We start from the raw sequence: 24293 nt of genomic DNA, 5'->3' as shown, positions 1-24293 counted from the left end.
ATTGCGCGAAATTCTGGCGTTCGCCGGGTCGAAGTGACACTATCCTGGCTTTGATTGTGAAGGGAGTTACAGCGTGGCGTTGGCACACTTTCCCGCATCGTGCGGTGAAATAATCCAGGGCTGGATCCTGGGAGGTGAAAAACTGGTCTCCTGTCCGGTGGACTGGTACAGCAGTGTCGAAGTCACATACGGCAAACCTCGGTTGGATGAACGACCACTGATGCGTCGTATGGTTAACCAACTCCTGGCGCACTGGCAGCTACCAGCCACACTGACGCATGCATTATGCATCGAGTGCCGCTCTACCATTCCACTGGCCAAAGGCATGGCCAGCAGCACCGCGGATATTGCCGCCGCCGCCGTGGCAACGGCCCGTCATCTTGAGCAACCGCTGGATGAGAAAACACTGGCGCAACTGTGCGTGGCGCTGGAGCCGACCGACAGCACGATCTTTTCGCGCCTGACGCTGTTCGATCACAATACCGCTGCAACGCAGATTACCTGCGGCGGTTTGCCGGAGTGCGACGTGCTGCTGCTTGAAAGTCCGCTAACCCTGACCACTGCCGCTTATCATCGTCTGCCACGCCAGCAGGCACTGCTGGAAAATGCCCATACTCTGGATAATGCATGGCGCCTGTTGCAGCAAGCCTGCGGGGAAAATGATGCCGCGCGGCTGGGAGAAGCTGCGACGTTAAGCGCAATTGCCAGCCAGACGCTGCTGCCAAAACCGGCGTTTCCCGCCCTGCTCGATCTGGTGGAACGTTGCGATCTGTATGGACTGAATGTTGCCCACAGCGGAAGTGTGGTCGGGCTGCTGCTTTATAGTCAGCGCCATGATGTGGAAAGCGTTCGTCGGGAGTTGAAAGAGACCGGGTTGACGGCGCACTGGCCGCAAAACTATCTGCTGAAAATGGTGGCAGGAGGCGTGCTGGAAGGGTGAGAGGCGCACCTCTCACCGCTCGCTGGAGGCGTTATTCCGCTTTTGGCTCAATCGGCTTCAGTTCGCCCATAGTTTTGAGTTTTTTGGAGATTTCGCGGCGCTCTTTCGACAGTTCAGCATTTTTGATGATGTAATCGTCCACGCGATCTTCGTAGTCAGTCTTCATGCTGGCGATAATGCCCTGAATCGCTTCTACGCTCATACCCGGTTTAATGTAGTCGCTCAGGTTGTCCAGCAGCAGCACGCGCTTCTGGTTATCACGGATCTTCTTCTCCACGTCCTGGATTTCACGCTGCAATTTATTTTTGCGGCGGAACAGACGCACAAACTCCAGAACATCCTGGAATGAAGGCTTACTAGTTTCCATTTTTACACCCCTGATAATGTGAGATTCGGATTCGTTAAAGCAACCACCTTAGAGGCAAACCTACCCAATGTGGTCGCATAAGACAATGGTTTTTCCTGTCAGCTATCATAACCGCAAATGTAGCTGAATCGAAACAACCCATCAGCGGTATGTGGTTACCTGACTGTTATTTGCGCAACGCCCGACAGATCAAATGTGACAGTAGCTCCAGTTGACGGGCCAACTCCATGCTCAGCCAGACGTAACCGTGAATCGAGGTTTCAGCCAGTGCATCGCCTTTATGTTCGCCGCTCAACTGGCGCAACTCCGCCACAATTTCACTGAGTTTTTCCGTGTTGGCCAGAATCGGCTGCGGGTTGCCTTCATACAGCGCATGCGCAATGGTCAGCAGTGTTTGCTGAGTCATCTGCTGCGTATCCCGCAGCGTATGCGCATTGATCATCACAAAATGGCTGGTACGTGAGCTCCAGTGAGCATTGATTTGCAGCTCCAGCATGCAGACCATATTGCGGCTGACGGTCTGGATGGCTTCGAAAATCGCCTTTTGCAGATGTGTCTCTTTGCAGGCTGGCGCGATCAGACCGCGCATCTTCACCACATCGTTGAGGATTTTTTGCAGATGTTTTTCCAGACGCGGCCGTTCGACCAGGTTACGGGAGAAACCCGCCTGATAAACGCGATTGAAGGCAGTGACGTAGTTGGCCATCTGAATACGCCAGTGCAAAAATGCCCTCTGCGGCCAGATCCCGGTAAACAGCATCGCCAGCAGCGAACCGATAATCACATCGCCGCTGCGCCACAGCGCGGTATGCATATCACCTGGCGGCGCGCCAACCACCACCGATAGCGTAATACCAATGAGCAGCGCCTGGTAAGGCTTTTTGCCCAGCGCCAGCCAGCCACAGAGAAACATCGCCACCGCGCACCACAGCAGCATCACGGGCAGCGAGAGCAGCTCCAGTTTTAATGCCACCAGACCCAGCGCCGCACCCAAAATTGTGCCGCCAATGCGTTCAAATGCGCGCGGAACCACGTTTCCCCAAAAGGAGATCGGCCCCATCAGAACCACCAGCGTGATCAGTGGCCAGGTTCCCTCCGGCACCTCCAGCAGACGGATCAGCAAAAAGGTCAGAATAAAAGCCAGCGCAATACGCACACCGTGTACGACACGATAATGGCGGTAAAGACGAATCTCGAAAGGACTGAGTGATTTGTCGCGACGCACAGTCGCTTCTCCCGATTGAACCGACAAAGGCGCAATTGTAGGATTTTTCGGACTCAGATAGCACCCTCTGCGATAAAAAAAGAGGCGACAGCGCTTCCTGTTACCTCTTCCGGTTAATTTATCGCTTACAGATTTTTCGGCTCAACCGGGATATGCATGTCGATTTCCCAGTAACCATCCTGCTGTGCATCGTTCAGGTAGACTTCAAAGCAGGGACCCGCAGCAATTTGCACAGATTGGTCGCTAAGCAGTTCATCAAAAAAGAGATCCCAGCACGCTTCGAACTCTTCGTTGTACACCCTCGCCTGCGCCACGGCATACTGGCCGCCGGGAATGTCGGTGAGGATCACCCCTTCGCTATTTGCCGGGATTTGAAAATCAGCATCGACGGTGATGGCAACGTCAGCGCGCAGCTTTTCCGGCGGCACTTCGTCAGGGTTATCGTAATAAGCGCACACCCACTCCAGCGGTGCGATCTTATTGCTGTCGACCCACATCATTAGCTGTTTAAAACCCTGCTTCACCGTCACATTCCAGGGCCCGACCAGATGGAACCCGGCGATACGACGTTTTTCCAGTTGCCTCACGTTGTAGCTCATGTTGACTCCCTTACCGTTACTGTGTGTTTATACAGTATAGCGTTCCGACGATCGCCTGGCATGTCGGAGTCATCAATTATGCGAGCAGACTCGCATCACCGCCACTCTGCCCGCACGCGCGTTACCCTTTGTGATGCAACCAGTCGCTCAGACGCGAGAACAAGCCGCCTTTGCCGACACTTTCCAGCGTGACCAGCGGCCAGTGAGCGATCAGTTGGTCGCGATCGTAGAGTTGAATCTCCCCTACTTGCTGATGCGCAGCCAGCGGCGCATCCAGCTCTTTACTGCTCAGCACATACTTCGCTTTGACGTTCTGCACTTCTGCTTTTGGCAGCACCAGCCAGTGATCCTGATCCGTACCAACCGCAATCTGCTCTTTATCGCCATACCACACGCGCTCGCTGCCGACTTTTTTGCCGTTACGCAAAATTTCGACGGTATCGAAGTTTTGTTGTCCCCAGTGCAGTAATTTGCGCGCCTGATCTTCACGGCCTTTCGGACTGTCCGCACCCATAACCACCGCAATCAGTCGGCGCTGACCATCGACGCTGGAGGCGATCAGGTTAAAACCCGCACCTGAAGTGTGACCGGTTTTCAGCCCGTCGACGTTGAGGGTTTTGTCCCACAATAGCCCGTTACGGTTTTGCTGGGTGATGCCGTTCCACGTCAGGCTTTTTTCGCTATACATGTGGTAGAAATCCGGCTCGCCGTGAATGATGGCGCGGGACAGCACCGCCAGATCGTAGGCCGAACTGTGCTGCCCTGGCGCATCCAGCCCGTGGACAGTTTCGAAGTGAGTATCGCGCAGATTCAGCTTCTGCACATAATCATTCATCATGGTGACAAACTGCGCCTGGCCGCCCGCCACATGATCGGCCAGCGCCACGCAGGCATCGTTACCGGAATCGACAATCAGACCACGGCTCAGATCGCGCACGGTCAGACGGTCGCCTGGTTTCAGGAACATCAGCGATGAACCGTCAAAAACCGGGTTTCCTTTCGCCCACGCATCCTTCCCCACCGTCACCACATCATCCGCGCTGATACGATGGCTGTCGATCGCCCGATCCACTACATAGCCGGTCATCAGTTTGGTTAAACTCGCCGGATTACGCTGCTGATGCTCGTTGCCCGCAGTTAAGATTTGCCCGGTGGTGTAATCCATCAATACCCAGGAGCCAGCCTGAATAGCTGGCGGCTGTGGGGCAAAAGGTAAGTCGTCGGCCTGGGCGTTATGTACGCAAATCGCCAGCAAAGAAGCAGCAAACAAACGGCGTTTCAATGAAATATCCTCAATAGCAGCTAAAATCGCTGTCCTTTTTACGGAACTTCGCGTGTCGTTACCTGGTTAAATTGCAAAAAAGTGTGACACAGATCAGTTTTAACGCGCTGTTTTTGCGAGGTTCTGCGGAACAGTGACGGGTTTTCCTTCGGTACACAGGGTGGGATGGTTTACCATAAGCAACATATTTACTGACAGGATGAGCAACTGGTGTCTGATTCCGCCGCAACGCCCACTTTTCTCTTTCACGATTATGAGACTTTCGGTACCAGCCCGGCGCTGGATCGCCCGGCGCAGTTCGCCGCGCTGCGTACTGATGCCGATTTTAATGTCATCGGCGAGCCGGAAGTTTTCTACTGTAAACCGGCAGATGATTACCTGCCGCAGCCCGAAGCAGTGCTGATCACCGGTATCACGCCCCAGATTGCGCGCGCCAAAGGCGAGAACGAGGCCGCGTTCGCCCGGCGTATTCACGATCTCTTTACCGTACCGAAAACCTGCGTACTCGGTTACAACAATGTGCGTTTTGACGACGAAGTCACGCGCAATATCTTTTATCGCAACTTTTACGATCCGTACGCCTGGAGCTGGCAGAACAACAATTCGCGCTGGGATCTGCTGGATGTGATGCGCGCCTGCTACGCCCTGCGCCCGGACGGTATCAACTGGCCGGAGAACGACGACGGCCTGCCGAGTTTTCGCCTTGAACATCTGACGAAAGCCAACGGTATCGAACACAGTAATGCCCACGATGCGATGGCCGATGTGTACGCCACCATTGCAATGGCGCAACTGGTTAAAGCAAAACAGCCAAAGCTGTTTGACTATCTCTATAGCCATCGCAACAAGCAGAAACTGGCGGCGCTGATCGATGTTCCGCAAATGAAGCCGCTGGTGCACGTTTCCGGCATGTTCGGCGCGTGGCGTGGCAATACCAGTTGGGTTGCGCCGCTGGCCTGGCACCCGGAGAACCGCAACGCGGTGATTATGGTGGATCTCGCGGGCGATATGTCACCGCTGCTGGAGCTGGATGCCGATGCGCTGCGCGAGCGTCTGTACACGCCAAAAGCGGATCTCGGTGAAAGCGCGGCGGTGCCGGTAAAGCTGGTGCATCTGAATAAATGCCCGGTACTGGCGCAGGCCAATACGCTGCGCCCGCAGGATGCAGAGCGGCTGGGCATTAACCGCCAGCAGTGTCTTGATAACCTGCAAATTCTGCGCGATAACCCGCAGGTGCGGGAAAAAGTGCTGGCCATTTTTGCCGAAGCCGAACCCTTCGTGCCGTCAGAGAATGTTGATGCGCAGATCTACAACGGCTTTTTCAGCGATGCCGACCGCGCAGCAATGAAAATCCTGCTCGAAACCGAGCCGCGTAACCTGCCCGCTCTTGATATTACCTTTGCCGACGGGCGCATTGAAAAGCTGCTGTTTAACTACCGGGCGCGCAACTTCCCCGGCACGCTGGATGAAAACGAGCAGCAGCGCTGGTTGCAGTATCGCCGTAACGTCTTTACGCCGGAGTATTTGCAACAGTACGCCGAACAGATCCAGGCGCTGTTCCAGCAATACGACGGTAACAGTGAAAAACAGGCTCTACTGAAAGCGCTGTGGCAGTACGCGGAAGAGATTGTCTGAGCGCGAGTAGCCTGACCTTGAAGCATAAAAAAACCGGAGGCTTTGACCTCCGGTTTTTTGTCTCTGCGTAAAGCGATTTACGCGATATCTTCGTACTGCGGCACCGGGTTGCGGAAGCTGCGGGTGACACAGGCCAGGTAAACCAAGCCGATTGCGCCCCAGATGAGACCCAGAATCATTGAGCTCTGCTCAAGGTTGATCCACAGCGCGCCCACCGTCAGCGCACCACACACCGGCAGAACCAGGTAGTTGAAGTGATCTTTCAGCGTTTTATTGCGTTTTTCACGGATCCAGAACTGCGAGATCACCGACAGATTCACAAAAGTGAATGCCACCAGCGCACCAAAGTTAATCAGCGCCGTTGCCGTGACCAGATCGAATTTAATCGCCAGCAGTGCAATCGCGCCGACCAGCAGAACGTTCCACGCCGGGGTACGCCATTTCGGATGTACATAGCCGAAGAAACGGGACGGGAACACGCCGTCGCGGCCCATTACGTACATCAGACGGGAGACGCCCGCATGCGCGGCCATACCGGAAGCCAGAACGGTAACGCTGGAGAAGATCAGCACGCCCCACTGGAAGGTTTTACCGGCTACGTACAGCATGATTTCCGGCTGTGAAGCGTCCGGATCTTTAAAGCGGGAGATATCCGGGAAGTAGAGTTGCAGGAAGTAAGATGCCGCAATAAACACTACGCCGCCAATCAGCGCGGTGAGGAAGATAGCACGCGGGATCACGCGTTCAGCATCTTTGGTCTCTTCAGACAGCGAGGAGATACCGTCAAAACCAAGGAACGAGAAACACAGGATGGTTGCGCCAGTGATCATCGGCACAACGTGCGCGCCTTCAGACCAGAATGGACGGGAACTGACCAGCGTGCCCGCGCCTTCACCGTGTGAAACGCCGTAAATGATCAGGCCAACGATGACCGCGACGATGCCCATTTGCAGGATCACGATCAGGGTGTTGAAGTTCGCCACGGTCTTGATGCTGCGCAGGTTAGAGATGGTCATAAAAGCCACCAGCGCGACCACGAAGAGCCACGACGGTACGGACGGCACCAGCGCTTCGAAGTAAATTTTCGCCAGCAGGATGTTGATCATCGGCATGAACAGATAGTCCAGCAGCGATGACCAGCCGACCATAAAGCCGACAGCCGGAGAAATAGATTTCTGTGCGTAGGTGTACGCAGAGCCTGCGGACGGGAAGCGACGCACCAGCTTACCGTAGCTCAACGCAGTAAAGAGGATGGCGACCAGCGCAAACGCATAAGCGGTTGCGACATGACCATCGGTCAGGCCGGAGACGATACCAAATGTATCGAACAGCGTCATCGGCTGCATATAGGCAAGGCCCATCATTACAACCGGAATTAACGTAAGCGTCTTACGTAATTCCACGCGAGAGGTTTTTGGAGTAACGTTATGCGACATGGCTATCCCCCAGAACGGTGTATACCGCCGCAAAAGCAAAAAATTGCCCCATTTGTGTTCTTTCCTCAGCGACAACGACTGTCGGTTTTTAAATGTGTATCTATCCGGTACGAAGCCCGGCCTCTTTTATTGAATGACGTTTTTGCCCGCAAAAAAAATAACCGACGGATTAAGGTCGGTTACTCTCTATTTTTGCAGCGGCACATTTTGCACCAGATTGAGGCGCGATGACAATACAGTGCAAGCCAACTCACTGCATTGGTGCAATCAAACGACTGATTTTCAAGCGTTTGGCGAACTATTAATCATACGAATAGCATTTTTTGCACAAAAATCGTCACGACAGCGGCATATTAAACGGATCGGGGTAGAGATATTCGAAGCCCAGCTCATTACAAATCCGGCTGCCATCAATCACTTTGCCCTTATCCTGAGACGTTGATTCGAGGAAATGCGGCGGCGCCAGTCCAAGCTGACGTGCCATCTGCGGATAAAAGCTTTCCCGAGAGGGATGAGACGGCGTGCAGAGATTGTAGATGTGCCCACCTTTGGGTGCCTGTAACAGCAGCGTAATAGCCGCAATAACATCTTCCAGATGCACCAGATTAACGCCATGCTGGCCGTCAGGCGCGGTTTTTCCGGCGAGGAATCGCCCCGGGTGACGCGCAGGCCCGACAAGCCCCGCCAGGCGCAGAATATCAACGGAAGTCCCCGGCAAATTGTGCAGCCAGTCTTCCAGTTCTTTCAGTACCCGCCCGCTGGGCGTCACCGGCTCGCGCGGCGTGCTCTCTTTCACGATGCCCGTTGCATCGCCATAGACAGATGTCGAACTGGTAAAGATGATGCGAGGAATACGATACGCCAGCGCGCTGTCGACGATTTCCTGCGTCGCCTGCAAATAGAACTCTTCGCCAGGCCCACTGCGCCGCGCGGGAAGCGTGATCACCAGTGCATCGACATTCATCAGCGCGTCGAGATCGTCCGTATCACATACCAGTTCCGGTTCGAGATTCAGCAAATAACTTTCGATACCGCACATGCGCGCGGCTTCCACGCCATCGGGGCGGGTTTTGCTGCCGGTCACCTGCCAGCCCCGCGCCATTAACGATAATGCCAGCGGCATGCCCAGCCATCCTAACCCGACAATTGCGACCTTTTTCATGCTTCCTCCCCTTCCTTTCCGGCACCTGACTCTTCAAGGCTACGCCAGCCAGCGACAACTGACAATTCATACAATGTATATGAAATGAATGAATGATTAAAAAAAGCCCTTGCGTTTGTCAGCTAAAGTGGTTTAGGTTAATCAACATTATGTGAATAAGCATTCATTGAGAATTTTATGACCCGCGTTCAATTTAAACACCACCATCATCACCATCATCCTGACTAGTCTTTCAGGCGATGTGTGCTGGAAGACGTTTGGATCTTCCAGTGGTGCATGAACGCAGAGAAAGCCCCCGGAAGATCTTCTTCCGGGGGCTTTTTTTTGAACCAAATTCAGCAGGATAAAGAGGACAACAGAATGTTAGATAATACGCGTTTACGCATAGCTATTCAGAAATCCGGCCGCCTGAGCGATGACTCTCGCGAACTTCTGGCCCGTTGCGGCATTAAGATCAACCTGCACACGCAGCGTCTGATCGCACTGGCGGAAAATATGCCGATCGATATTCTGCGCGTACGCGATGACGACATTCCGGGGCTTATCATGGACGGCGTCGTCGACCTGGGCATCATTGGCGAGAACGTGCTGGAAGAAGAGTTGCTGACTCGCCGCGCGCAGGGCGAAGATCCGCGTTACTTCACCCTGCGCCGTCTCGATTTCGGCGGTTGCCGCCTGTCGCTGGCCACGCCGGTGGATGAGTCCTGGGATGGCCCGGCAGCGCTGGATGGTAAACGCATCGCCACTTCTTACCCGCACCTGCTGAAACGCTATCTGGATCAGAAAGGCGTCTCTTTCAAATCCTGTCTGCTGAACGGTTCTGTTGAAGTTGCACCGCGCGCCGGTCTGGCCGACGCGATTTGCGACCTAGTATCAACCGGCGCCACGCTGGAAGCTAACGGTCTGCGCGAAGTTGAAGTGATTTACCGCTCAAAAGCGTGCCTTATCCAGCGCGACGGCGAGATGAGTGACGCCAAACAGCAACTGATTGATAAATTGCTGACCCGTATTCAGGGCGTTATTCAGGCCCGCGAATCGAAATACATCATGATGCACGCGCCAAGCGAGCGTCTGGAAGAAGTTGTCGCTCTGCTGCCGGGCGCTGAACGCCCGACCATTCTGCCGCTGGCGGGTGACCAGCAGCGCGTGGCGATGCACATGGTGAGCAGCGAAACCCTGTTCTGGGAAACGATGGAAAAACTGAAAGCGCTGGGCGCCAGCTCCATCCTGGTTCTGCCGATTGAGAAGATGATGGAGTAAGGCCATGAGTTTCAATACCGTAATTGACTGGAACAGTTGTAGCGAACAACAGCAACGCGACCTGCTGATGCGCCCGGCTATCTCAGCCTCGGAGAGCATTACCCGCACGGTAGTGGAAATCCTTGATAATGTCCGCGCGCGCGGCGATAACGCGCTGCGCGAATACAGTGCCAAATTCGACAAAACGCAGGTTGATGCGCTGAAAGTCACCGCTGACGAAATCCGCGAGGCCAGCGCCCGACTGAGTGACGAACTCAAGCAAGCGATGGCCGTGGCGGTGAAAAATATCGACACCTTCCACAATGCACAAAAATTGTCGACCGTGGATGTGGAAACGCTGCCTGGGGTGCGCTGCCAGCAGGTGACCCGCCCTATCGCCTCCGTCGGCCTCTATATTCCCGGCGGTTCGGCTCCGCTGTTCTCCACGGTGCTGATGCTGGCGACGCCAGCACGTATCGCCGGATGCCAGAAAGTGGTGCTCTGCTCGCCGCCGCCGATTGCCGATGAAATTCTCTATGCCGCGCAGTTGTGCGGCGTGCAGGAGATCTTTAAAGTCGGCGGCGCGCAGGCCATTGCGGCGCTGGCTTTCGGCACTGAATCCGTACCGAAAGTTGACAAGATCTTCGGGCCGGGCAACGCCTTTGTTACCGAAGCCAAACGCCAGGTGAGCCAGCGTCTTGATGGCGCGGCCATTGATATGCCGGCTGGCCCTTCCGAAGTGCTGGTGATTGCCGACAGCGGCGCAACGCCGGATTTCGTGGCCTCCGATCTGCTGTCTCAGGCGGAACACGGCCCCGATTCTCAGGTGATCCTGCTGACGCCGGACAGCAGCATGGCTTCCCGCGTTGCCGACGCCGTTGCGCGTCAACTGGCGGATCTGCCGCGCGCGAAAACCGCTCGCCAGGCGCTCTCTGCCAGCCGCCTGATTGTGGCGCACGATCTGGCGCAGTGCGTGGCGATTTCCAATCTCTACGGCCCGGAGCACCTGATTATTCAGACCCGCGACGCCCGTTCGCTTGTCGATGGCATCACCAGCGCCGGTTCGGTGTTCCTCGGCGACTGGTCGCCAGAATCGGCTGGCGATTATGCTTCCGGCACCAACCACGTTCTGCCGACCTATGGCTATACCGCAACCTGCTCCAGCCTGGGGCTGGCAGATTTCCAGAAACGCATGACAGTGCAGGAACTTTCGCGCGACGGTTTTGCGCGGCTTGCCAGCACCATCGAAACGCTGGCGGCGGCTGAACGTCTGACCGCCCACAAAAACGCCGTCACCCTGCGCGTCAAGGCGCTGAAGGAGCAAGCATGAGCATTGAAGAACTGGCGCGTAAAAACGTACGCGAACTGACGCCTTACCAGTCTGCCCGCCGCCTGGGCGGCAAAGGGGATGTCTGGCTGAACGCCAACGAATTCCCGACAGCAGTGCAATATGAACTTACGCAACAGACGCTGAACCGCTATCCGGAGTGCCAGCCGAAAGCGGTTATCGAAAATTATGCGCAGTATGCCGGGGTGAAACCGGAGCAGGTGCTGGCCAGCCGTGGCGCAGATGAAGGCATCGAACTGCTGATCCGCGCCTTCTGCGAACCAGGCCAGGATGCGGTTCTGTTCTGCCCGCCGACTTACGGCATGTACAGCGTCAGCGCCGAAACGCTGGGTGTCGAGTACCGAACCGTGCAGGCGCTGGCAGACTGGCAGCTCGATTTACCGGCTATCGCCGACAAACTGGACGGCGTGAAAGTGGTCTATGTTTGCAGCCCGAACAACCCGACCGGACAGATTATTAAGCCGCAAGATATGCGCGTCTTGCTGGAAATGACGCGCGGTAAAGCCCTTGTGGTAGCCGATGAAGCCTATATTGAATTCTGCCCGCAGGCGACGCTGGCCGGTTGGCTAGCAGAATATCCGCATCTGGTGGTGCTGCGCACGCTGTCGAAAGCCTTTGCGCTGGCGGGTCTGCGCTGTGGTTTCACGCTTGCCAATGAAGAGGTGATCGCCCTGCTGCTGAAAGTGATCGCCCCTTACCCGCTCTCCACGCCGGTGGCCGACATTGCCGCGCAGGCGCTCAGCCCGCTGGGCATTGTGGCCATGCGTGAACGTGTGGCACAGATCCTCGCGGAGCGCCAGTATCTGGTTAGCGCATTAAAGGATATTCCGTGCGTTGAGCAGGTGTTCGACTCGGAAACGAACTATATTCTCGTGCGCCTGACGGCCTCCAGCGCGGTGTTTAAATCTTTGTGGGATCAGGGCATTATCCTGAGAGACCAGAACAAACAACCTTCTTTAAGCGGCTGCCTGCGTATCACCATCGGCACCCGCGCAGAGAGCCAGCGCGTCATCGACGCCTTACGTGCGGAGCAAGTATGAGCCAGAAGTACCTGTTTATTGACCGTGACGGAACACTGATTTCCGAGCCGCCAAGTGACTTTCAGGTCGACAGATTCGACAAACTGGCCTTTGAGCCAGAGGTGATCCCGGTACTGCTGAAGCTGCAAAAAGCGGGCTACCAGCTGGTGATGATCACCAATCAGGATGGTCTGGGCACCAGCAGCTTCCCGCAGGCCGATTTCGATGGTCCGCATAACCTGATGATGCAGATCTTCACCTCGCAAGGGGTGAATTTTGAAGAGGTGCTGATCTGCCCGCATTTCCCTGACGATGGCTGCGACTGCCGCAAACCGAAGGTGAAAATGGTGGAGCGCTGGCTGGCAGAACAGGCGCTGGATCGCGCCAACAGCTATGTGATTGGCGACCGCGCAACCGATATCGAACTGGCGGACAACATGGGGATCGGCGGTCTGCGCTATCACCGCGAGACGCTGAACTGGGCGATGATCGGTGAGCAACTGACGCGCCGCGATCGTTATGCTCACGTCGAACGCACCACTAAAGAGACGCAGATTGATGTCAAAGTGTGGCTGGATCGCGAAGGCGGCAGCAAAATTCACACTGGCGTCGGTTTCTTCGATCACATGCTGGATCAGATCGCCACCCACGGCGGTTTCCGCATGGAGATCACCGTTAAAGGCGATCTCTATATTGACGATCACCACACGGTGGAAGATACCGGCCTGGCGCTGGGCGAAGCGCTGAAACTGGCGCTGGGCGACAAGCGCGGCATCAACCGTTTTGGCTTTGTACTGCCAATGGATGAGTGTCTGGCACGCTGCGCCATGGATATCTCTGGCCGTCCGCACCTGGAATATAAAGCCGAGTTCACCTATCAGCGCGTGGGTGATTTGAGCACCGAAATGGTCGAGCACTTCTTCCGTTCGCTCTCCTACACCATGGCGCTGACTCTGCATCTGAAGACCAAAGGCAAAAACGACCATCACCGTGTGGAAAGCCTGTTTAAAGCCTTCGGCCGCACGTTGCGTCAGGCAATTCGCGTGGAAGGCGATACCCTTCCCTCCTCAAAAGGAGTGCTGTAATGAATGTGGTGATCCTTGATACCGGCTGCGCCAACCTGAATTCGGTGAAATCCGCCATCGCCCGTCACGGTTATGAACCGCTGGTGAGCCGCGACCCGGATGTGGTGCTGCGCGCCGACAAACTGTTTCTTCCCGGCGTTGGTACCGCGCAGGCGGCGATGGACCAATTGCGCGAACGCGAACTTATCGATCTGGTGAAAGCCTGTACCCAACCGGTGCTCGGCATCTGTCTTGGCATGCAGTTGCTGGGCCGTTTTAGCGAGGAGAATAAGGGCGTCGATTTGCTGGGTATCATCGACCAGGATGTGCCGAAAATGAAAGATGTCGGCCTGCCGCTGCCGCATATGGGCTGGAACCAGGTCTATCCGAAAGCGGGCAACCGCCTGTTCCAGGGCATTGACGATGGCGCGTACTTCTACTTTGTTCACAGCTATGCGATGCCGGTCAATGAGAACACCATTGCTCAGTGCCAGTACGGTGAAGCGTTCACCGCCGCCGTACAAAAAGATAACTTTTATGGTGTGCAGTTTCACCCGGAACGCTCGGGGCGCGCGGGTGCGCAACTGTTGAAAAACTTCCTGGAGATGTGATGATTATTCCCGCTTTAGATTTAATCGACGGCACGGTGGTGCGTCTCCATCAGGGCGATTATGCGCAACAGCGTGACTACGGCAACGATCCGCTACCGCGTTTGCAGGATTATGCTGCACAAGGTGCCGAAGTTCTGCACCTGGTGGATTTAACCGGGGCGAAAGATCCGGCTAAGCGCCAGATCCCGCTGCTGAAAACGCTGGTCGCCGGAGTGAATGTTCCGGTGCAGGTCGGCGGCGGTGTGCGCAGCGAAGAAGATGTTGCGGCCCTGCTTGACGCGGGCGTGGCGCGGGTGGTGATTGGTTCTACCGCCGTCAAATCCCCGGAAGTGGTAAAAGGCTGGTTCACCCGGTTTGGTGCGGACCGACTGGTGCTGGCGCTGGATGTGCGTATTGATAAACAGGGTACGAAACAGGTGGCAGTCAGCGGCTGGCAGGAGAACTCCGGCGTTACGCTGGAGACGCTGGTGGAAACCTACCTCGCTGTGGGCCTGAAACATGTGCTGTGCACGGATATTTCCCGCGACGGTACGCTGGCCGGTTCCAATGTTTCGCTGTACGAAGAGATTTGCGCGCGCTGGCCGCAGGTGGCGTTCCAGTCTTCAGGCGGTATTGGCGATATAAATGATATTGCCGCCCTGCGCGGTACCGGTGTACGCGGCGTGATTGTCGGACGTGCGCTGCTGGAAGGTAAATTCACTGTGAAGGAGGCCATTCAATGCTGGCAAAACGGATAATCCCTTGTCTCGACGTGCGTGATGGCCAGGTGGTGAAAGGCGTGCAGTTTCGCAATCACGAAATTATTGGCGATATTGTTCCGCTGGCGAAACGCTATGCCGAAGAAGGTGCAGACGAGCTGGTGTTTTATGACATCACCGCCTCCAGCGATGGTCGTGTTGTGGATAAAAGTTGGGTTGCGCGCGTCGCGGAAGTGATTGATATCCCCTTCTGCGTGGCAGGCGGTATTAAATCTGCCGATGATGCCGCAAAAATTCTCTCATTCGGTGCGGATAAAATCTCCATCAACTCTCCGGCGCTGGCCGATCCTGAGTTGATCACCCGGCTGGCTGACCGCTTTGGCGTGCAGTGTATTGTGGTAGGTATTGATACCTGGTTTGATGCCGCTACCGGTAAATACCACGTAAACCAGTATACCGGCGATGAAAGCCGTACCCGTGTGACAAAATGGGAAACGCTGGACTGGGTGCAGGAAGTGCAGAAGCGTGGCGCCGGGGAAATCGTGCTGAATATGATGAACCAGGATGGCGTGCGCAACGGTTACGATCTTGAGCAGTTGAAAAAAGTGCGTGCGGTGTGCCATGTTCCGCTGATTGCTTCCGGCGGTGCAGGCACCATGGAACACTTTCTGGAAGCGTTCCGCGATGCGGATGTTGACGGTGCGCTGGCCGCTTCTGTCTTCCACAAACAGATTATTAATATTGGTGAATTAAAAACGTACCTGGCAGGCCAGGGCGTGGAGATTAGGGTATGTTAACAGAGCAACAACTGGCCCAACTGGACTGGGAAAAAACCGACGGGCTGCTGCCCGCCGTGGTGCAACATGCGGTTTCCGGCGAAGTGCTGATGCTGGGTTATATGAATAAAGAGGCGCTGGCGAAGACGCTGGAAAGCGGTAAAGTGACCTTTTTCTCCCGCACCAAAGGGCGTTTGTGGACCAAAGGGGAAACCTCTGGCCACTTCCTTAATCTGGTTAATATTGCCCCGGACTGTGACAACGATACCCTGCTGGTGCTGGTGAACCCGATCGGGCCAACCTGCCACACCGGCACCTCAAGCTGCTTTGGCGATAATAGCCATCAGTGGTTGTTCCTGTATCAACTTGAAGAGCTGCTGGCATCGCGTAAAACCGCCGATCCGGCCAGTTCCTATACGGCCAGACTGTATGCCAGCGGCACCAAGCGTATCGCGCAAAAAGTCGGCGAAGAAGGTGTGGAAACAGCGCTGGCCGCGACCGTACACGACCGCGAAGAGCTGACGAATGAAGCCTCTGACCTGATGTATCACCTGCTGGTGCTGTTGCAGGATCAGCAACTGGATCTGACCACCGTGATTGAGAACCTGCGCAAGCGGCATCAGTAAGGCGTAAAAAAACCGGGCAACGCCCGGTTTTTTATTGCCCAACTGGATTCCAGTGAAAGCTGTTTGTTTATGGCTTCACCTGATAAGCCCTGATGGCATTGCGTGCCAGTACATAGCCTGAACCAATCATAATACCCAGTAAAACCGCCAGTACGAGTGTCAATACCAACTTGGGGCTGTCGCGGCGAATCGGCTCCGTAGGTTTCATAACGTAACGGTAGCCATGCACGCTTTCCGACCTCACACTAATTGACTGAATATTAAGAAGATTTTGTCTTATTTTGTAGTAATCATCAGAAAAAATCAGCGGACGGGAGGACTCATTTTTAATCATCGACTCCAGCGCTGAACTCCCAAGCAAGAACAACGTATCCTGCGATACGTTTTGCGCCTGCCGCACCTGCGGAGACTGCACTTCGGCCTCTTTTGCAACAGAAAGCGCCTGCGCAATCTGCTTAATACGCAGATCTTTTTGCTCCTGCGCCACTTTTTCCTGTGCAGCGAGCGTTTCAACCAAATCGGCTGAACGGGATTTGATGCTGGTGTTTAAATCATCGATCAGCTCTTTAGCGATCTGTTGATCTACTTTTTCAATATATTGCGCTAGTTTTTGCTGCGCCTCTCTGGCCGTCGGGCCCTGATAGGTCAGTTTGAGAGGTAGCGGTTGCCCCTGAACCGCAGGGTCAATGGTCAGTTTCTCGGGTTTTTCCTGGTTATTTAGTGTCTCAGCTAGCGCTGAAAAGGCTGAATTAAAACGTCCAATCACACGCTGCTGAATGTCAATAATGTCATATTTGTCATCATTGTTCAGCACACTTATTGCGTTTGTATAGCTGGCAATCTGCCCGGCATCAGGCGAACTGATAACAGCAACAGAAGTCCATTTCTCCTTGGCAACGCTTAAATAAACGACAGCAATTACCAGACTCAACAGAACAAACAGTCCGACAAGCCATTTTCCACGCCAAATTTGCAATAAAATATCAATCAAATCAAGATTTTCTTGTTCATTGCTTTGGCTGTCTGGATAGCCATTTTTTTCGTACGTCATAGCAACCTTAAATGAGAAGCGCATAAGAGAAATAGTATAGAGCGCGAGTTTAACCATTCATGCTTTTTTTTCTATAGGATTACATGTAAATATGTTTTGCTGTTCATTATTTCACCTTATTCTGATGTCTATAACTTATAGCGATTAGCCTGTCAGCATCATACAATATGCGAATTGTATTAGATGTCATAAAGGATGAGAGATGAAATTTCTGGTTACCGGCGCGGCCGGCTTTATCGGCTTCCACGTCAGCGAGCGCCTTTTGCAGGCAGGCTACCAGGTTGTAGGGATTGATAATCTCAATGATTATTACGATGTGAGTCTGAAACAGGCGCGCCTGGATCTGCTGGCCTCGCCCGGCTTCAGCTTCCACAAGATTGACCTCGCCGACCGTGAGAATATGGCGCAGTTGTTTGCGACGGAGAAATTCGACCGGGTGATCCATCTGGCGGCGCAGGCTGGCGTACGCTATTCGCTGGAAAATCCGCATGTTTATGCCGAATCAAATCTCATTGGGCATCTGAACGTACTGGAAGGTTGCCGCCACAATAAAGTACAGCACTTGCTCTATGCCTCCTCCAGTTCTGTTTACGGCCTGAACCGTAAAATGCCGTTCTCCACAGATGATTCCGTTGATCATCCGGTTTCGCTGTATGCGGCAACCAAAAAAGCTAACGAGTTGATGTCCCACACCTACTCTCACCTGTACGGATTACCGACTACCGGTTTGCGTTTCTTCACCGTTTATGGCCCGTGGGGCCGTCCGGACATGGCGCTGTTTAAATTCACCAAAGCGATGCTGGAAGGCAAAAGCATCGACGTTTATAACTACGGCAAGATGAAGCGCGACTTCACCTATATCGACGATATCGTTGAAGCGATTGTCCGTATGCAGGAGGTCATTCCGCAGGCCAATCCGGCCTGGACGGTTGAAACCGGCACGCCAGCCAGCAGCTCTGCGCCTTACCACGTCTATAACATCGGCAATAGCTCACCGGTGGAGTTGATGGATTACATTACGGCGCTGGAAGAGGCGCTGGGCATTGAAGCACAGAAAAACATGCTGCCGATTCAACCGGGCGATGTGCTGGAGACCAGCGCAGATACTCAACCACTGTACGAAACGATCGGTTTCAAACCGCAAACCTCGGTTAAAGAAGGGGTGAAACGCTTTGTTGAGTGGTACAGAGACTTTTATAAAGTATAAAAAAAACGGCCCTTATGGGCCGTTTTCATTTTTCGTCTTTAGTCGTTACCGAATAAATCACGGGTATAGACTTTATCCGCAACATCAGACAGTTCTTCCGCCATACGGTTGGAGATAATCACGTCAGCTTCCTGCTTAAACGCCTCCAGGTCGCGCACTACGCGGGAATGGAAGAATTCATCCTCCTGCATCACCGGTTCATAAATGATAACCTGCACGCCCTTCGCTTTAATACGTTTCATGATGCCCTGAATGGACGACGCGCGGAAGTTATCGGAACCGCTCTTCATGATCAGGCGGTAAACGCCGACCACTTTCGGTTTACGCGAAAGAATGGAATCGGCGATAAAGTCTTTACGCGTGCGGTTAGCATCAACGATGGCCGAAATAATGTTGTTCGGCACTGACTGGTAATTTGCCAGCAGCTGTTTGGTGTCTTTCGGCAGACAGTAGCCGCCGTAACCAAATGATGGGTTGTTGTAGTGGTTGCCGATGCGCGGATCGAGACAAACGCCTTCAATAATCTGGCGGCTGTTCAGCCCCAGGCTTTCCGCGTAGCTGTCCAGCTCGTTGAAGTAAGCAACACGCATCGCCAGATAGGTGTTGGCGAACAGTTTGATCGCTTCGGCTTCCGTAGAGTCGGTAAACAGCACGCGAATATCTTTTTTAATCGCCCCTTCCTGCAACAGCGCGGCAAAACGCTCAGCACGTTCAGAACGCTCGCCGATGACGATACGTGATGGGTGCAGGTTATCGTACAGCGCTTTCCCTTCACGCAGGAATTCTGGTGAGAAAATGATATTATCCACGCCGAATTTTTCGCGGATCGACTGGGTAAAGCCCACCGGAATGGTGGATTTGATAATCATCACCGCCTGCGGGTTAATTTCCAGCACATCGCGGATCACCGATTCCACGCTGCTGGTATTGAAGTAGTTGGTTTTCGGGTCGTAATCCGTTGGGGTGGCGATAATCACAAAGTCGGCGCCGCGATAGGCTTCCTGCTTGTCCGTGGTGGCACGGAAATTCAGCGGCTTATTCTGCAAATACTCCTGGATTTCCTTATCAACGATGGGAGAAATCTTCTGGTTAAGCATATCAACTTTGGATTGCACGATATCCAGCGCGACGACCTCATGGTTCTGCGCGATCAGAATCCCGTTTGATAGCCCAACGTAACCTGTTCCGGAGATTGTTATTTTCATTCGATAAGCAACTTTTGTGAGTGTATGAAACCGGAGATGACGAGCCTGTCGCCACCCACTTAATATCAATAACTGTTGGGGTTTTTACCTCTTCTGTTGAGGGACTGTCAAGGCGACAACCAGCCTGCAACAGCGGCGTTGATGCGAAGTTTAATGTCGAAATGTCAACAAATTAAAGACGAGTACCCTGAAAAGCCGCGCTACGGCCGAAAAAAAGCCCGGTTACACTAACCGGGCTTACATTCATCAAACGAATGATTTCAGATTAATCCAGCCACTCGGTGTGGAAGACGCCATCTTTGTCAGTACGTTTATAGGTGTGCGCACCGAAGTAGTCGCGCTGGGCCTGGATCAGGTTCGCTGGCAGCACGGCTGAACGGTAGCTGTCGTAATAGGCCACGGCGGCAGAGAAAGTCGGTACCGGAATACCGTTCTGCACAGCGTAAGCCACGACATCACGCAGCGCCTGCTGGTAATCATCAGCAATTTTCTTGAAATACGGTGCCAGCAACAGGTTAGCGATTGCCGGTGTTTCTGCGTAAGCGTCAGTGATTTTCTGCAGGAACTGCGCACGAATGATGCAGCCCGCGCGGAAAATCTTCGCGATTTCGCCGTAGTTCAGATCCCAGTTGTGCTCGTCAGAAGCGGCACGCAGCTGCGAGAAGCCCTGAGCATAAGAGACGATTTTACCCAGATAGAGCGCGCGGCGCACTTTCTCGATAAATTCCGCTTTATCGCCAGCCGGTTTGGCTTGCGGGCCGGAAAGCACTTTAGACGCCGCAACGCGTTGCTCTTTCAGCGAGGAGATGTAGCGCGCGAAAACGGATTCGGTGATCAGCGACAGCGGCTCGCCGAGATCCAGGGAGCTCTGGCTGGTCCATTTACCGGTACCTTTGTTTGCCGCTTCATCCAGGATCACATCAACCAGGTATTTACCCTCTTCATCTTTCTTGGTGAAGATATCTTTGGTGATGTCGATCAGGTAGCTGCTCAGCTCGCCGGCATTCCACTCGCTGAAGGTTTTCGCCAGCTCTTCGTTAGAGAGGTTCAGACCACCTTTCAGCAGCGCGTAAGCTTCCGCGATCAACTGCATGTCACCGTATTCGATGCCGTTGTGCACCATTTTCACGTAGTGACCCGCACCATCCGGACCGATGTAAGTAACGCACGGCTCGCCATCTTCAGCCACAGCAGCGATTTTCGTCAGGATCGGCGCAACCAGTTCATACGCTTCTTTCTGACCGCCAGGCATGATTGACGGGCCTTTCAGCGCGCCCTCTTCACCGCCGGAAACACCGGTACCGATGAAGTTAAAACCTTCGGCAGAAAGTTCGCGGTTACGACGGATGGTGTCCTGGAAGAAGGTGTTACCGCCATCAATGATGATGTCGCCTTTGTCCAGGTACGGTTTCAGGGATTCAATCGCCTTGTCAGTACCCTCGCCGGCTTTCACCATCAGCAGGATGCGGCGCGGGGTTTCCAGGGATTCGACAAATTCTTGCACGGTGTAGTAAGGAACCAGCTTTTTGCCCGGGTTTTCGGCAATCACTTCTTCGGTTTTTTCGCGGGAGCGGTTGAACACGGAAACGGTGTAGCCACGGCTCTCAATGTTGAGCGCAAGGTTGCGCCCCATCACTGCCATACCAACAACGCCGATTTGTTGCTTGGACATTACATACTCCTGTCAGGTGAAATCATGTTATTGCAAAATACTCTACCAGAACTAACTATAATCGAGAACATCGATGGTTTATCAAAAGATAGCATTTTTCGTTCTGGAGCCACTCGGTAGATTATTTCTTGATCCAGTAACTTTTATACATACTTAATTTGGGTAATAAGAATTTTGGTATTTGATTCCAGCGCAAACCAAGTTTAAAACCCACTAACTTTGCAATGGTATTCAGAATCGATAAAGGTATCCATAACGGATGAGTTTTCAAAAGATATTTCAATTCTGAAATAACAAATTTCTTCCCTTCGCCATCTAAAACACCAAGTTTTTCTCTTATCCATTTTTCTTGAGAATGGAAAACCCCCGTATCAAAATATCGTTTAAACTCTTCAACCGGAGAATAATTATGAGAATGGCGTACACTGGCCTCAGCGCAATAACCGACTTTCTTTCCATCAAGTAAAAATCTTGCAGCAACATACATATCTTCAGCAAGAATGGTATCTAATGGAAAACCGCCAATGTCAAGAAGATCGGCTGTTCGATACGCGGCAAATGAATTAGACATGAATGCCGCTTTGATACCTAGAATCGGTATATCATTAGCCGTCTTAATTATAGATGTTTGCGGATAGTTATACCACCTGGCATGACGTGCAAGAGGGTTTGCGGTCACATGGGGCAACTGCCTACCACATACGGCAGCGATTTCGTTGTCCGATTCAAAGAAGGACAATAAATTCGCAAATGCAAAGGATGAATTGAGGATCGCATCCTGAGTGAGGAATACAATAAATTCAACATCACTCACTAGCCGAGCGGCCATATTCCGGGTCCCACCATGATTAAACTCAGAAGACGGAATAATTTTAATACAATCTGTGTATCTCGAAGCTAACTCAACCGTATTGTCTTTAGAGCTAGAATCTATGACCAAAATTATATTAGGTTGTATACTTTGCGTTGTAATTGATTCCAGACACTCTTTAAATACATCCCCGCCATTATGGGTTGGTATAACTACAGCAAAATTCATTTCAAATATCCCTTTGCATGGGCTAAAGCATAGGCACAAGACTTTCTCAAACCAGACCCGGAAAACAATAACATCAAGAATAATGCCATGAACATCATAAAACTTTTTTTATACGCAGGCTTATCACCATACAAAACACGCTTATTAATATTTACTCGCTTAGTGATATCCTCTAAAGATTCATTATGCGAATGTGCAATAGTAAGCGATGGAACATAATGAACAAGATGGTTTTTATCGATAATCGAACTTGCCCATAAAAAATCCTCACTTGCAGCAACGTCAGGAAAAGTTGTTTCAATGGCCAATCTGGTTTTAAAAAATGAGCCTGCATTACTGAAACGCAAACCTTTTTTATCCGTCACGCTAAATACTCTAGCATCTCTTCTTTCCGGAAAACTTTTATTCAGCGTCAATACATCATAAAGAGAATACCCGTTATTGTGATTTACAACCTGTCGGAAGTACCCACACTCACTTCCTTTCTCTATTGCATCCCCCAATCTTTGCAAGAAATCATTACCAATAATTTCGATATGGGCTGACAATAAAATACAGTTAGGTGCTCTTGCACTCTCCACTAAAAAATTACAAGTTTTGGAGAATGAAAATTCATTTGCATTTATAGAGTAAATTACAAAATTTTCGCAATTCTCCATTACAATTTCAATACTATCATCTTTACTTTCACTATCTAAAAATATTAACTCATATGTATAATTTGTTACCTGCGCCGACAGTGATTTTATAAAGTGTGGTAACATTTTTTCCTCATTCTTCATCCTGACTAGAATCGAAAAAAAAGGAGCCTCATCAAAACCTCTGACATCCTTCACTAAACGCAGCGAATCAAACGATGTTTTTTCTTTTTGTTTCAGCATATGTAACAATCCTGGAATCGTATCTTGCAATGAAGCAAAAATAAATCACCACAAGTTGAAATATAATAGGTAAATACATATAGTGATTATAAAAAACACTTAATATATTACATTGCACAAGCACACAAAAACAAAGTATTGATCGCGTATCTTTTTTACTTTGTAAATAAGTAACAAAAAAGCCAGAAAAGAAAGCGAGTAAAAACACACCTACGCTCCCTAAATCTCTATAAGGATCAATATACGCCGTACTGACGTTAAATGCCTGCGTTACCAAATAATATGTTGAATCGTAGGTTAGATCACCGTAAATCAAATTCCTTAGGAAAGAAGGAATCAATAATATCGTTGAATTATTCAGCCCTATATTCCATTCAGGAGAAATCGTATTAAAGACATGTATAAGGTTATTCAGAGGTGTTACAAGATACATATACACCCATAAGAACCCAGAAGGTAACCAATCTGGATAGTTATCATTAACAGCAGCCAGTTCAAAGAAAGTCTCTTTGCCTGTACGTGCGTCGCCAACTACCCCGAATATAAGGATTAGGATAAGTAGTAATAATGCCGATTTAGCAAATTTGTAATAATTTATTTTAGCAAAATAAAAATGCAACACAACCATTTGAATTACATTCACAATTAATAAATTTCGAGATATAACCACCAGTGCCCAAAAACAAGCGAACAGAGGAATTAATAAATTTTTTTTATTACCTGTCATTAAATACAAATAATAAGAAACTAATGAAGTTGTAAGTATCAATGAGTTAAGAAAACCATGTATACTTGGTATTCCGAAGTCAAAATAAGTTTTGCCATTACCGATAATCAGCCATAATACTGGTACACCTTGGCAATAGCCGACTTCGAACAAGGTCATTATACTCCAAAACCCAAAAAATATTTTCACTCGCCTTGTCAGTTGTGAAATGAATGATTGTGTTACCGTATGAATATGACTATTTTGACTGTAGTTAGTCACAATTCTCATAATTAACCAACCTAGAAAGAAACTGGCTATAATGAAATAAGTGACAAAAAAAGCTTGTAAGGTTGAATAATACAATAATTTAGAAAAATGCAATGAATACAGAAAAAGAACTATATTCCATACTATAAAGAAAATTGCTAGTGGTCCAAATATTAAATTGCGACCAGTTACTTTGCGAATGAAAGCATCATTCATTTTGACTCCTGTAACTACT

24 protein-coding genes and 1 other annotated feature are annotated in these 24293 nt (G+C 51.7%); of the genes, 12 read left to right on the top strand and 12 right to left on the bottom strand.

Features of this window, described 5'->3' with window-relative positions; translation table 11 throughout:
* The first annotated feature begins 73 nt into the window (after nt 1-73).
* Nucleotides 74-940 carry an L-threonine kinase gene (locus DK872_RS09095; RefSeq protein ID WP_161518255.1) on the top strand — a complete coding sequence of 289 codons (867 nt, stop codon included), beginning with the start codon at nt 74-76 and terminating at the stop codon, nt 938-940.
* Between the two features lie 31 nt (nt 941-971).
* On the opposite strand, the gene DK872_RS09090 is transcribed toward DK872_RS09095, so the two are convergent.
* From DK872_RS09090 to dacD, 4 genes are all read right to left on the bottom strand, one after another.
* Complete coding sequence (locus tag DK872_RS09090; protein WP_007371313.1) at nt 972-1307, bottom strand: DUF496 family protein; 336 nt, start codon at nt 1305-1307, stop codon at nt 972-974.
* A 166-nt stretch (nt 1308-1473) separates the two neighbouring features.
* Complete coding sequence (locus DK872_RS09085; RefSeq protein ID WP_007371312.1) at nt 1474-2532, bottom strand: FUSC family protein; 1059 nt, start codon at nt 2530-2532, stop codon at nt 1474-1476.
* A gap of 125 nt (nt 2533-2657) precedes the next feature.
* Entirely contained in the window at nt 2658-3131 is a 474-nt protein-coding gene (gene sbmC, locus DK872_RS09080; RefSeq protein WP_035888707.1) for a DNA gyrase inhibitor SbmC, read from the bottom strand.
* Nucleotides 3132-3252: 121 nt separating this feature from the next.
* Entirely contained in the window at nt 3253-4413 is a 1161-nt protein-coding gene (gene dacD / locus DK872_RS09075; protein WP_161518254.1) for a serine-type D-Ala-D-Ala carboxypeptidase DacD, read from the bottom strand.
* Nucleotides 4414-4623: 210 nt separating this feature from the next.
* Between dacD and sbcB the strand changes: the two genes are divergently transcribed.
* A complete protein-coding gene (gene sbcB / locus DK872_RS09070; RefSeq protein ID WP_071921038.1) occupies nt 4624-6048 on the top strand; it encodes an exodeoxyribonuclease I in 1425 nt (474 codons plus the stop codon).
* Nucleotides 6049-6125: 77 nt separating this feature from the next.
* On the opposite strand, the gene DK872_RS09065 is transcribed toward sbcB, so the two are convergent.
* Complete coding sequence (locus DK872_RS09065) at nt 6126-7484, bottom strand: APC family permease (protein ID WP_007371307.1); 1359 nt, start codon at nt 7482-7484, stop codon at nt 6126-6128.
* A gap of 337 nt (nt 7485-7821) precedes the next feature.
* Nucleotides 7822-8646 carry an SDR family oxidoreductase gene (locus DK872_RS09060; RefSeq protein ID WP_071921039.1) on the bottom strand — a complete coding sequence of 275 codons (825 nt, stop codon included), beginning with the start codon at nt 8644-8646 and terminating at the stop codon, nt 7822-7824.
* A gap of 177 nt (nt 8647-8823) precedes the next feature.
* Here DK872_RS09060 and hisL point away from each other — a divergent pair, with 177 nt between their 5' ends.
* From hisL to hisIE, 9 genes are all read left to right on the top strand, one after another.
* Nucleotides 8824-8874, top strand: coding sequence for a his operon leader peptide (gene hisL / locus DK872_RS09055; RefSeq protein ID WP_001364200.1), 51 nt, complete (start codon nt 8824-8826; stop codon nt 8872-8874).
* Nucleotides 8850-8972, top strand: a sequence feature (His leader region). (Overlaps the previous gene by 25 nt.)
* 34 nt (nt 8973-9006) lie before the next feature.
* On the top strand, nt 9007-9906 hold the full coding sequence (hisG, locus tag DK872_RS09050; RefSeq protein WP_007371305.1) for an ATP phosphoribosyltransferase: 900 nt from the start codon (nt 9007-9009) through the stop codon (nt 9904-9906).
* Between the two features lie 4 nt (nt 9907-9910).
* Nucleotides 9911-11215: a histidinol dehydrogenase gene (gene hisD, locus DK872_RS09045; RefSeq protein WP_071921040.1), complete on the top strand. Its 1305-nt coding sequence runs from the start codon at nt 9911-9913 to the stop codon at nt 11213-11215.
* Nucleotides 11212-12273, top strand: coding sequence for a histidinol-phosphate transaminase (hisC, locus tag DK872_RS09040; RefSeq protein ID WP_071921041.1), 1062 nt, complete (start codon nt 11212-11214; stop codon nt 12271-12273). Before hisD ends, hisC begins: the two co-directional genes overlap by 4 nt.
* On the top strand, nt 12270-13337 hold the full coding sequence (gene hisB / locus DK872_RS09035; RefSeq protein ID WP_007371302.1) for a bifunctional histidinol-phosphatase/imidazoleglycerol-phosphate dehydratase HisB: 1068 nt from the start codon (nt 12270-12272) through the stop codon (nt 13335-13337). The genes hisC and hisB overlap by 4 nt, the downstream gene beginning before the upstream one ends.
* A complete protein-coding gene (hisH, locus tag DK872_RS09030; protein ID WP_007371301.1) occupies nt 13337-13927 on the top strand; it encodes an imidazole glycerol phosphate synthase subunit HisH in 591 nt (196 codons plus the stop codon). Before hisB ends, hisH begins: the two co-directional genes overlap by 1 nt.
* Nucleotides 13927-14664, top strand: coding sequence for a 1-(5-phosphoribosyl)-5-[(5-phosphoribosylamino)methylideneamino]imidazole-4-carboxamide isomerase (gene hisA, locus DK872_RS09025; RefSeq protein ID WP_071921042.1), 738 nt, complete (start codon nt 13927-13929; stop codon nt 14662-14664). Before hisH ends, hisA begins: the two co-directional genes overlap by 1 nt.
* Entirely contained in the window at nt 14646-15422 is a 777-nt protein-coding gene (gene hisF / locus DK872_RS09020) for an imidazole glycerol phosphate synthase subunit HisF (RefSeq protein ID WP_071921043.1), read from the top strand. The genes hisA and hisF overlap by 19 nt, the downstream gene beginning before the upstream one ends.
* On the top strand, nt 15416-16027 hold the full coding sequence (hisIE, locus tag DK872_RS09015; protein ID WP_007371298.1) for a bifunctional phosphoribosyl-AMP cyclohydrolase/phosphoribosyl-ATP diphosphatase HisIE: 612 nt from the start codon (nt 15416-15418) through the stop codon (nt 16025-16027). Before hisF ends, hisIE begins: the two co-directional genes overlap by 7 nt.
* 67 nt (nt 16028-16094) lie before the next feature.
* On the opposite strand, the gene wzzB is transcribed toward hisIE, so the two are convergent.
* Complete coding sequence (gene wzzB / locus DK872_RS09010) at nt 16095-17078, bottom strand: LPS O-antigen chain length determinant protein WzzB (protein ID WP_071921865.1); 984 nt, start codon at nt 17076-17078, stop codon at nt 16095-16097.
* A gap of 202 nt (nt 17079-17280) precedes the next feature.
* Here wzzB and DK872_RS09005 point away from each other — a divergent pair, with 202 nt between their 5' ends.
* On the top strand, nt 17281-18285 hold the full coding sequence (locus tag DK872_RS09005; protein WP_071921044.1) for an NAD-dependent epimerase: 1005 nt from the start codon (nt 17281-17283) through the stop codon (nt 18283-18285).
* 38 nt (nt 18286-18323) lie between these two features.
* Here DK872_RS09005 and ugd read toward each other — a convergent pair whose 3' ends face one another.
* The 5 genes from ugd to DK872_RS08980 form a co-directional block, all read right to left on the bottom strand.
* Nucleotides 18324-19490, bottom strand: coding sequence for a UDP-glucose 6-dehydrogenase (gene ugd, locus DK872_RS09000; protein ID WP_007371295.1), 1167 nt, complete (start codon nt 19488-19490; stop codon nt 18324-18326).
* A 265-nt stretch (nt 19491-19755) separates the two neighbouring features.
* Entirely contained in the window at nt 19756-21162 is a 1407-nt protein-coding gene (gndA, locus tag DK872_RS08995; RefSeq protein ID WP_007371293.1) for an NADP-dependent phosphogluconate dehydrogenase, read from the bottom strand.
* 121 nt (nt 21163-21283) lie between these two features.
* Complete coding sequence (locus tag DK872_RS08990; protein WP_071921045.1) at nt 21284-22201, bottom strand: glycosyltransferase family 2 protein; 918 nt, start codon at nt 22199-22201, stop codon at nt 21284-21286.
* Nucleotides 22198-23082 carry a glycosyltransferase family 2 protein gene (locus DK872_RS08985; protein WP_071921046.1) on the bottom strand — a complete coding sequence of 295 codons (885 nt, stop codon included), beginning with the start codon at nt 23080-23082 and terminating at the stop codon, nt 22198-22200. Before DK872_RS08985 ends, DK872_RS08990 begins: the two co-directional genes overlap by 4 nt.
* Nucleotides 23051-24274, bottom strand: a complete 1224-nt coding sequence (locus DK872_RS08980) for an O-antigen polymerase (protein ID WP_071921047.1) — start codon at nt 24272-24274, stop codon at nt 23051-23053. Before DK872_RS08980 ends, DK872_RS08985 begins: the two co-directional genes overlap by 32 nt.
* Nucleotides 24275-24293: the final 19 nt, after the last annotated feature.

This window comes from Kosakonia sp. MH5, from assembly GCF_009935945.1.
GTDB classification, from domain to species: Bacteria; Pseudomonadota; Gammaproteobacteria; order Enterobacterales; family Enterobacteriaceae; genus Kosakonia; species Kosakonia radicincitans.
Note: the sequence above shows the minus strand (reverse complement) of the source record. Positions and strands in the feature narration are given on the sequence as shown.

What these genes read in the sequence shown, in the direction of transcription:
- DK872_RS09090 (WP_007371313.1), bottom strand. Translation starts at nt 1,307, where the DNA reads ATGGAAACTAGTAAGCCTTCATTCCAGGATGTTCTGGAGTTTGTGCGT.
- sbmC (WP_035888707.1), bottom strand. Translation starts at nt 3,131, where the DNA reads ATGAGCTACAACGTGAGGCAACTGGAAAAACGTCGTATCGCCGGGTTC.
- DK872_RS09065 (WP_007371307.1), bottom strand. Translation starts at nt 7,484, where the DNA reads ATGTCGCATAACGTTACTCCAAAAACCTCTCGCGTGGAATTACGTAAG.
- DK872_RS09060 (WP_071921039.1), bottom strand. Translation starts at nt 8,646, where the DNA reads ATGAAAAAGGTCGCAATTGTCGGGTTAGGATGGCTGGGCATGCCGCTG.
- hisG (WP_007371305.1), top strand. Translation starts at nt 9,007, where the DNA reads ATGTTAGATAATACGCGTTTACGCATAGCTATTCAGAAATCCGGCCGC.
- hisD (WP_071921040.1), top strand. Translation starts at nt 9,911, where the DNA reads ATGAGTTTCAATACCGTAATTGACTGGAACAGTTGTAGCGAACAACAG.
- hisC (WP_071921041.1), top strand. Translation starts at nt 11,212, where the DNA reads ATGAGCATTGAAGAACTGGCGCGTAAAAACGTACGCGAACTGACGCCT.
- hisB (WP_007371302.1), top strand. Translation starts at nt 12,270, where the DNA reads ATGAGCCAGAAGTACCTGTTTATTGACCGTGACGGAACACTGATTTCC.
- hisH (WP_007371301.1), top strand. Translation starts at nt 13,337, where the DNA reads ATGAATGTGGTGATCCTTGATACCGGCTGCGCCAACCTGAATTCGGTG.
- hisA (WP_071921042.1), top strand. Translation starts at nt 13,927, where the DNA reads ATGATTATTCCCGCTTTAGATTTAATCGACGGCACGGTGGTGCGTCTC.
- hisF (WP_071921043.1), top strand. Translation starts at nt 14,646, where the DNA reads ATGCTGGCAAAACGGATAATCCCTTGTCTCGACGTGCGTGATGGCCAG.
- hisIE (WP_007371298.1), top strand. Translation starts at nt 15,416, where the DNA reads ATGTTAACAGAGCAACAACTGGCCCAACTGGACTGGGAAAAAACCGAC.
- wzzB (WP_071921865.1), bottom strand. Translation starts at nt 17,078, where the DNA reads ATGACGTACGAAAAAAATGGCTATCCAGACAGCCAAAGCAATGAACAA.
- DK872_RS09005 (WP_071921044.1), top strand. Translation starts at nt 17,281, where the DNA reads ATGAAATTTCTGGTTACCGGCGCGGCCGGCTTTATCGGCTTCCACGTC.
- ugd (WP_007371295.1), bottom strand. Translation starts at nt 19,490, where the DNA reads ATGAAAATAACAATCTCCGGAACAGGTTACGTTGGGCTATCAAACGGG.
- gndA (WP_007371293.1), bottom strand. Translation starts at nt 21,162, where the DNA reads ATGTCCAAGCAACAAATCGGCGTTGTTGGTATGGCAGTGATGGGGCGC.
- DK872_RS08990 (WP_071921045.1), bottom strand. Translation starts at nt 22,201, where the DNA reads ATGAATTTTGCTGTAGTTATACCAACCCATAATGGCGGGGATGTATTT.
- DK872_RS08985 (WP_071921046.1), bottom strand. Translation starts at nt 23,082, where the DNA reads ATGCTGAAACAAAAAGAAAAAACATCGTTTGATTCGCTGCGTTTAGTG.
- DK872_RS08980 (WP_071921047.1), bottom strand. Translation starts at nt 24,274, where the DNA reads ATGAATGATGCTTTCATTCGCAAAGTAACTGGTCGCAATTTAATATTT.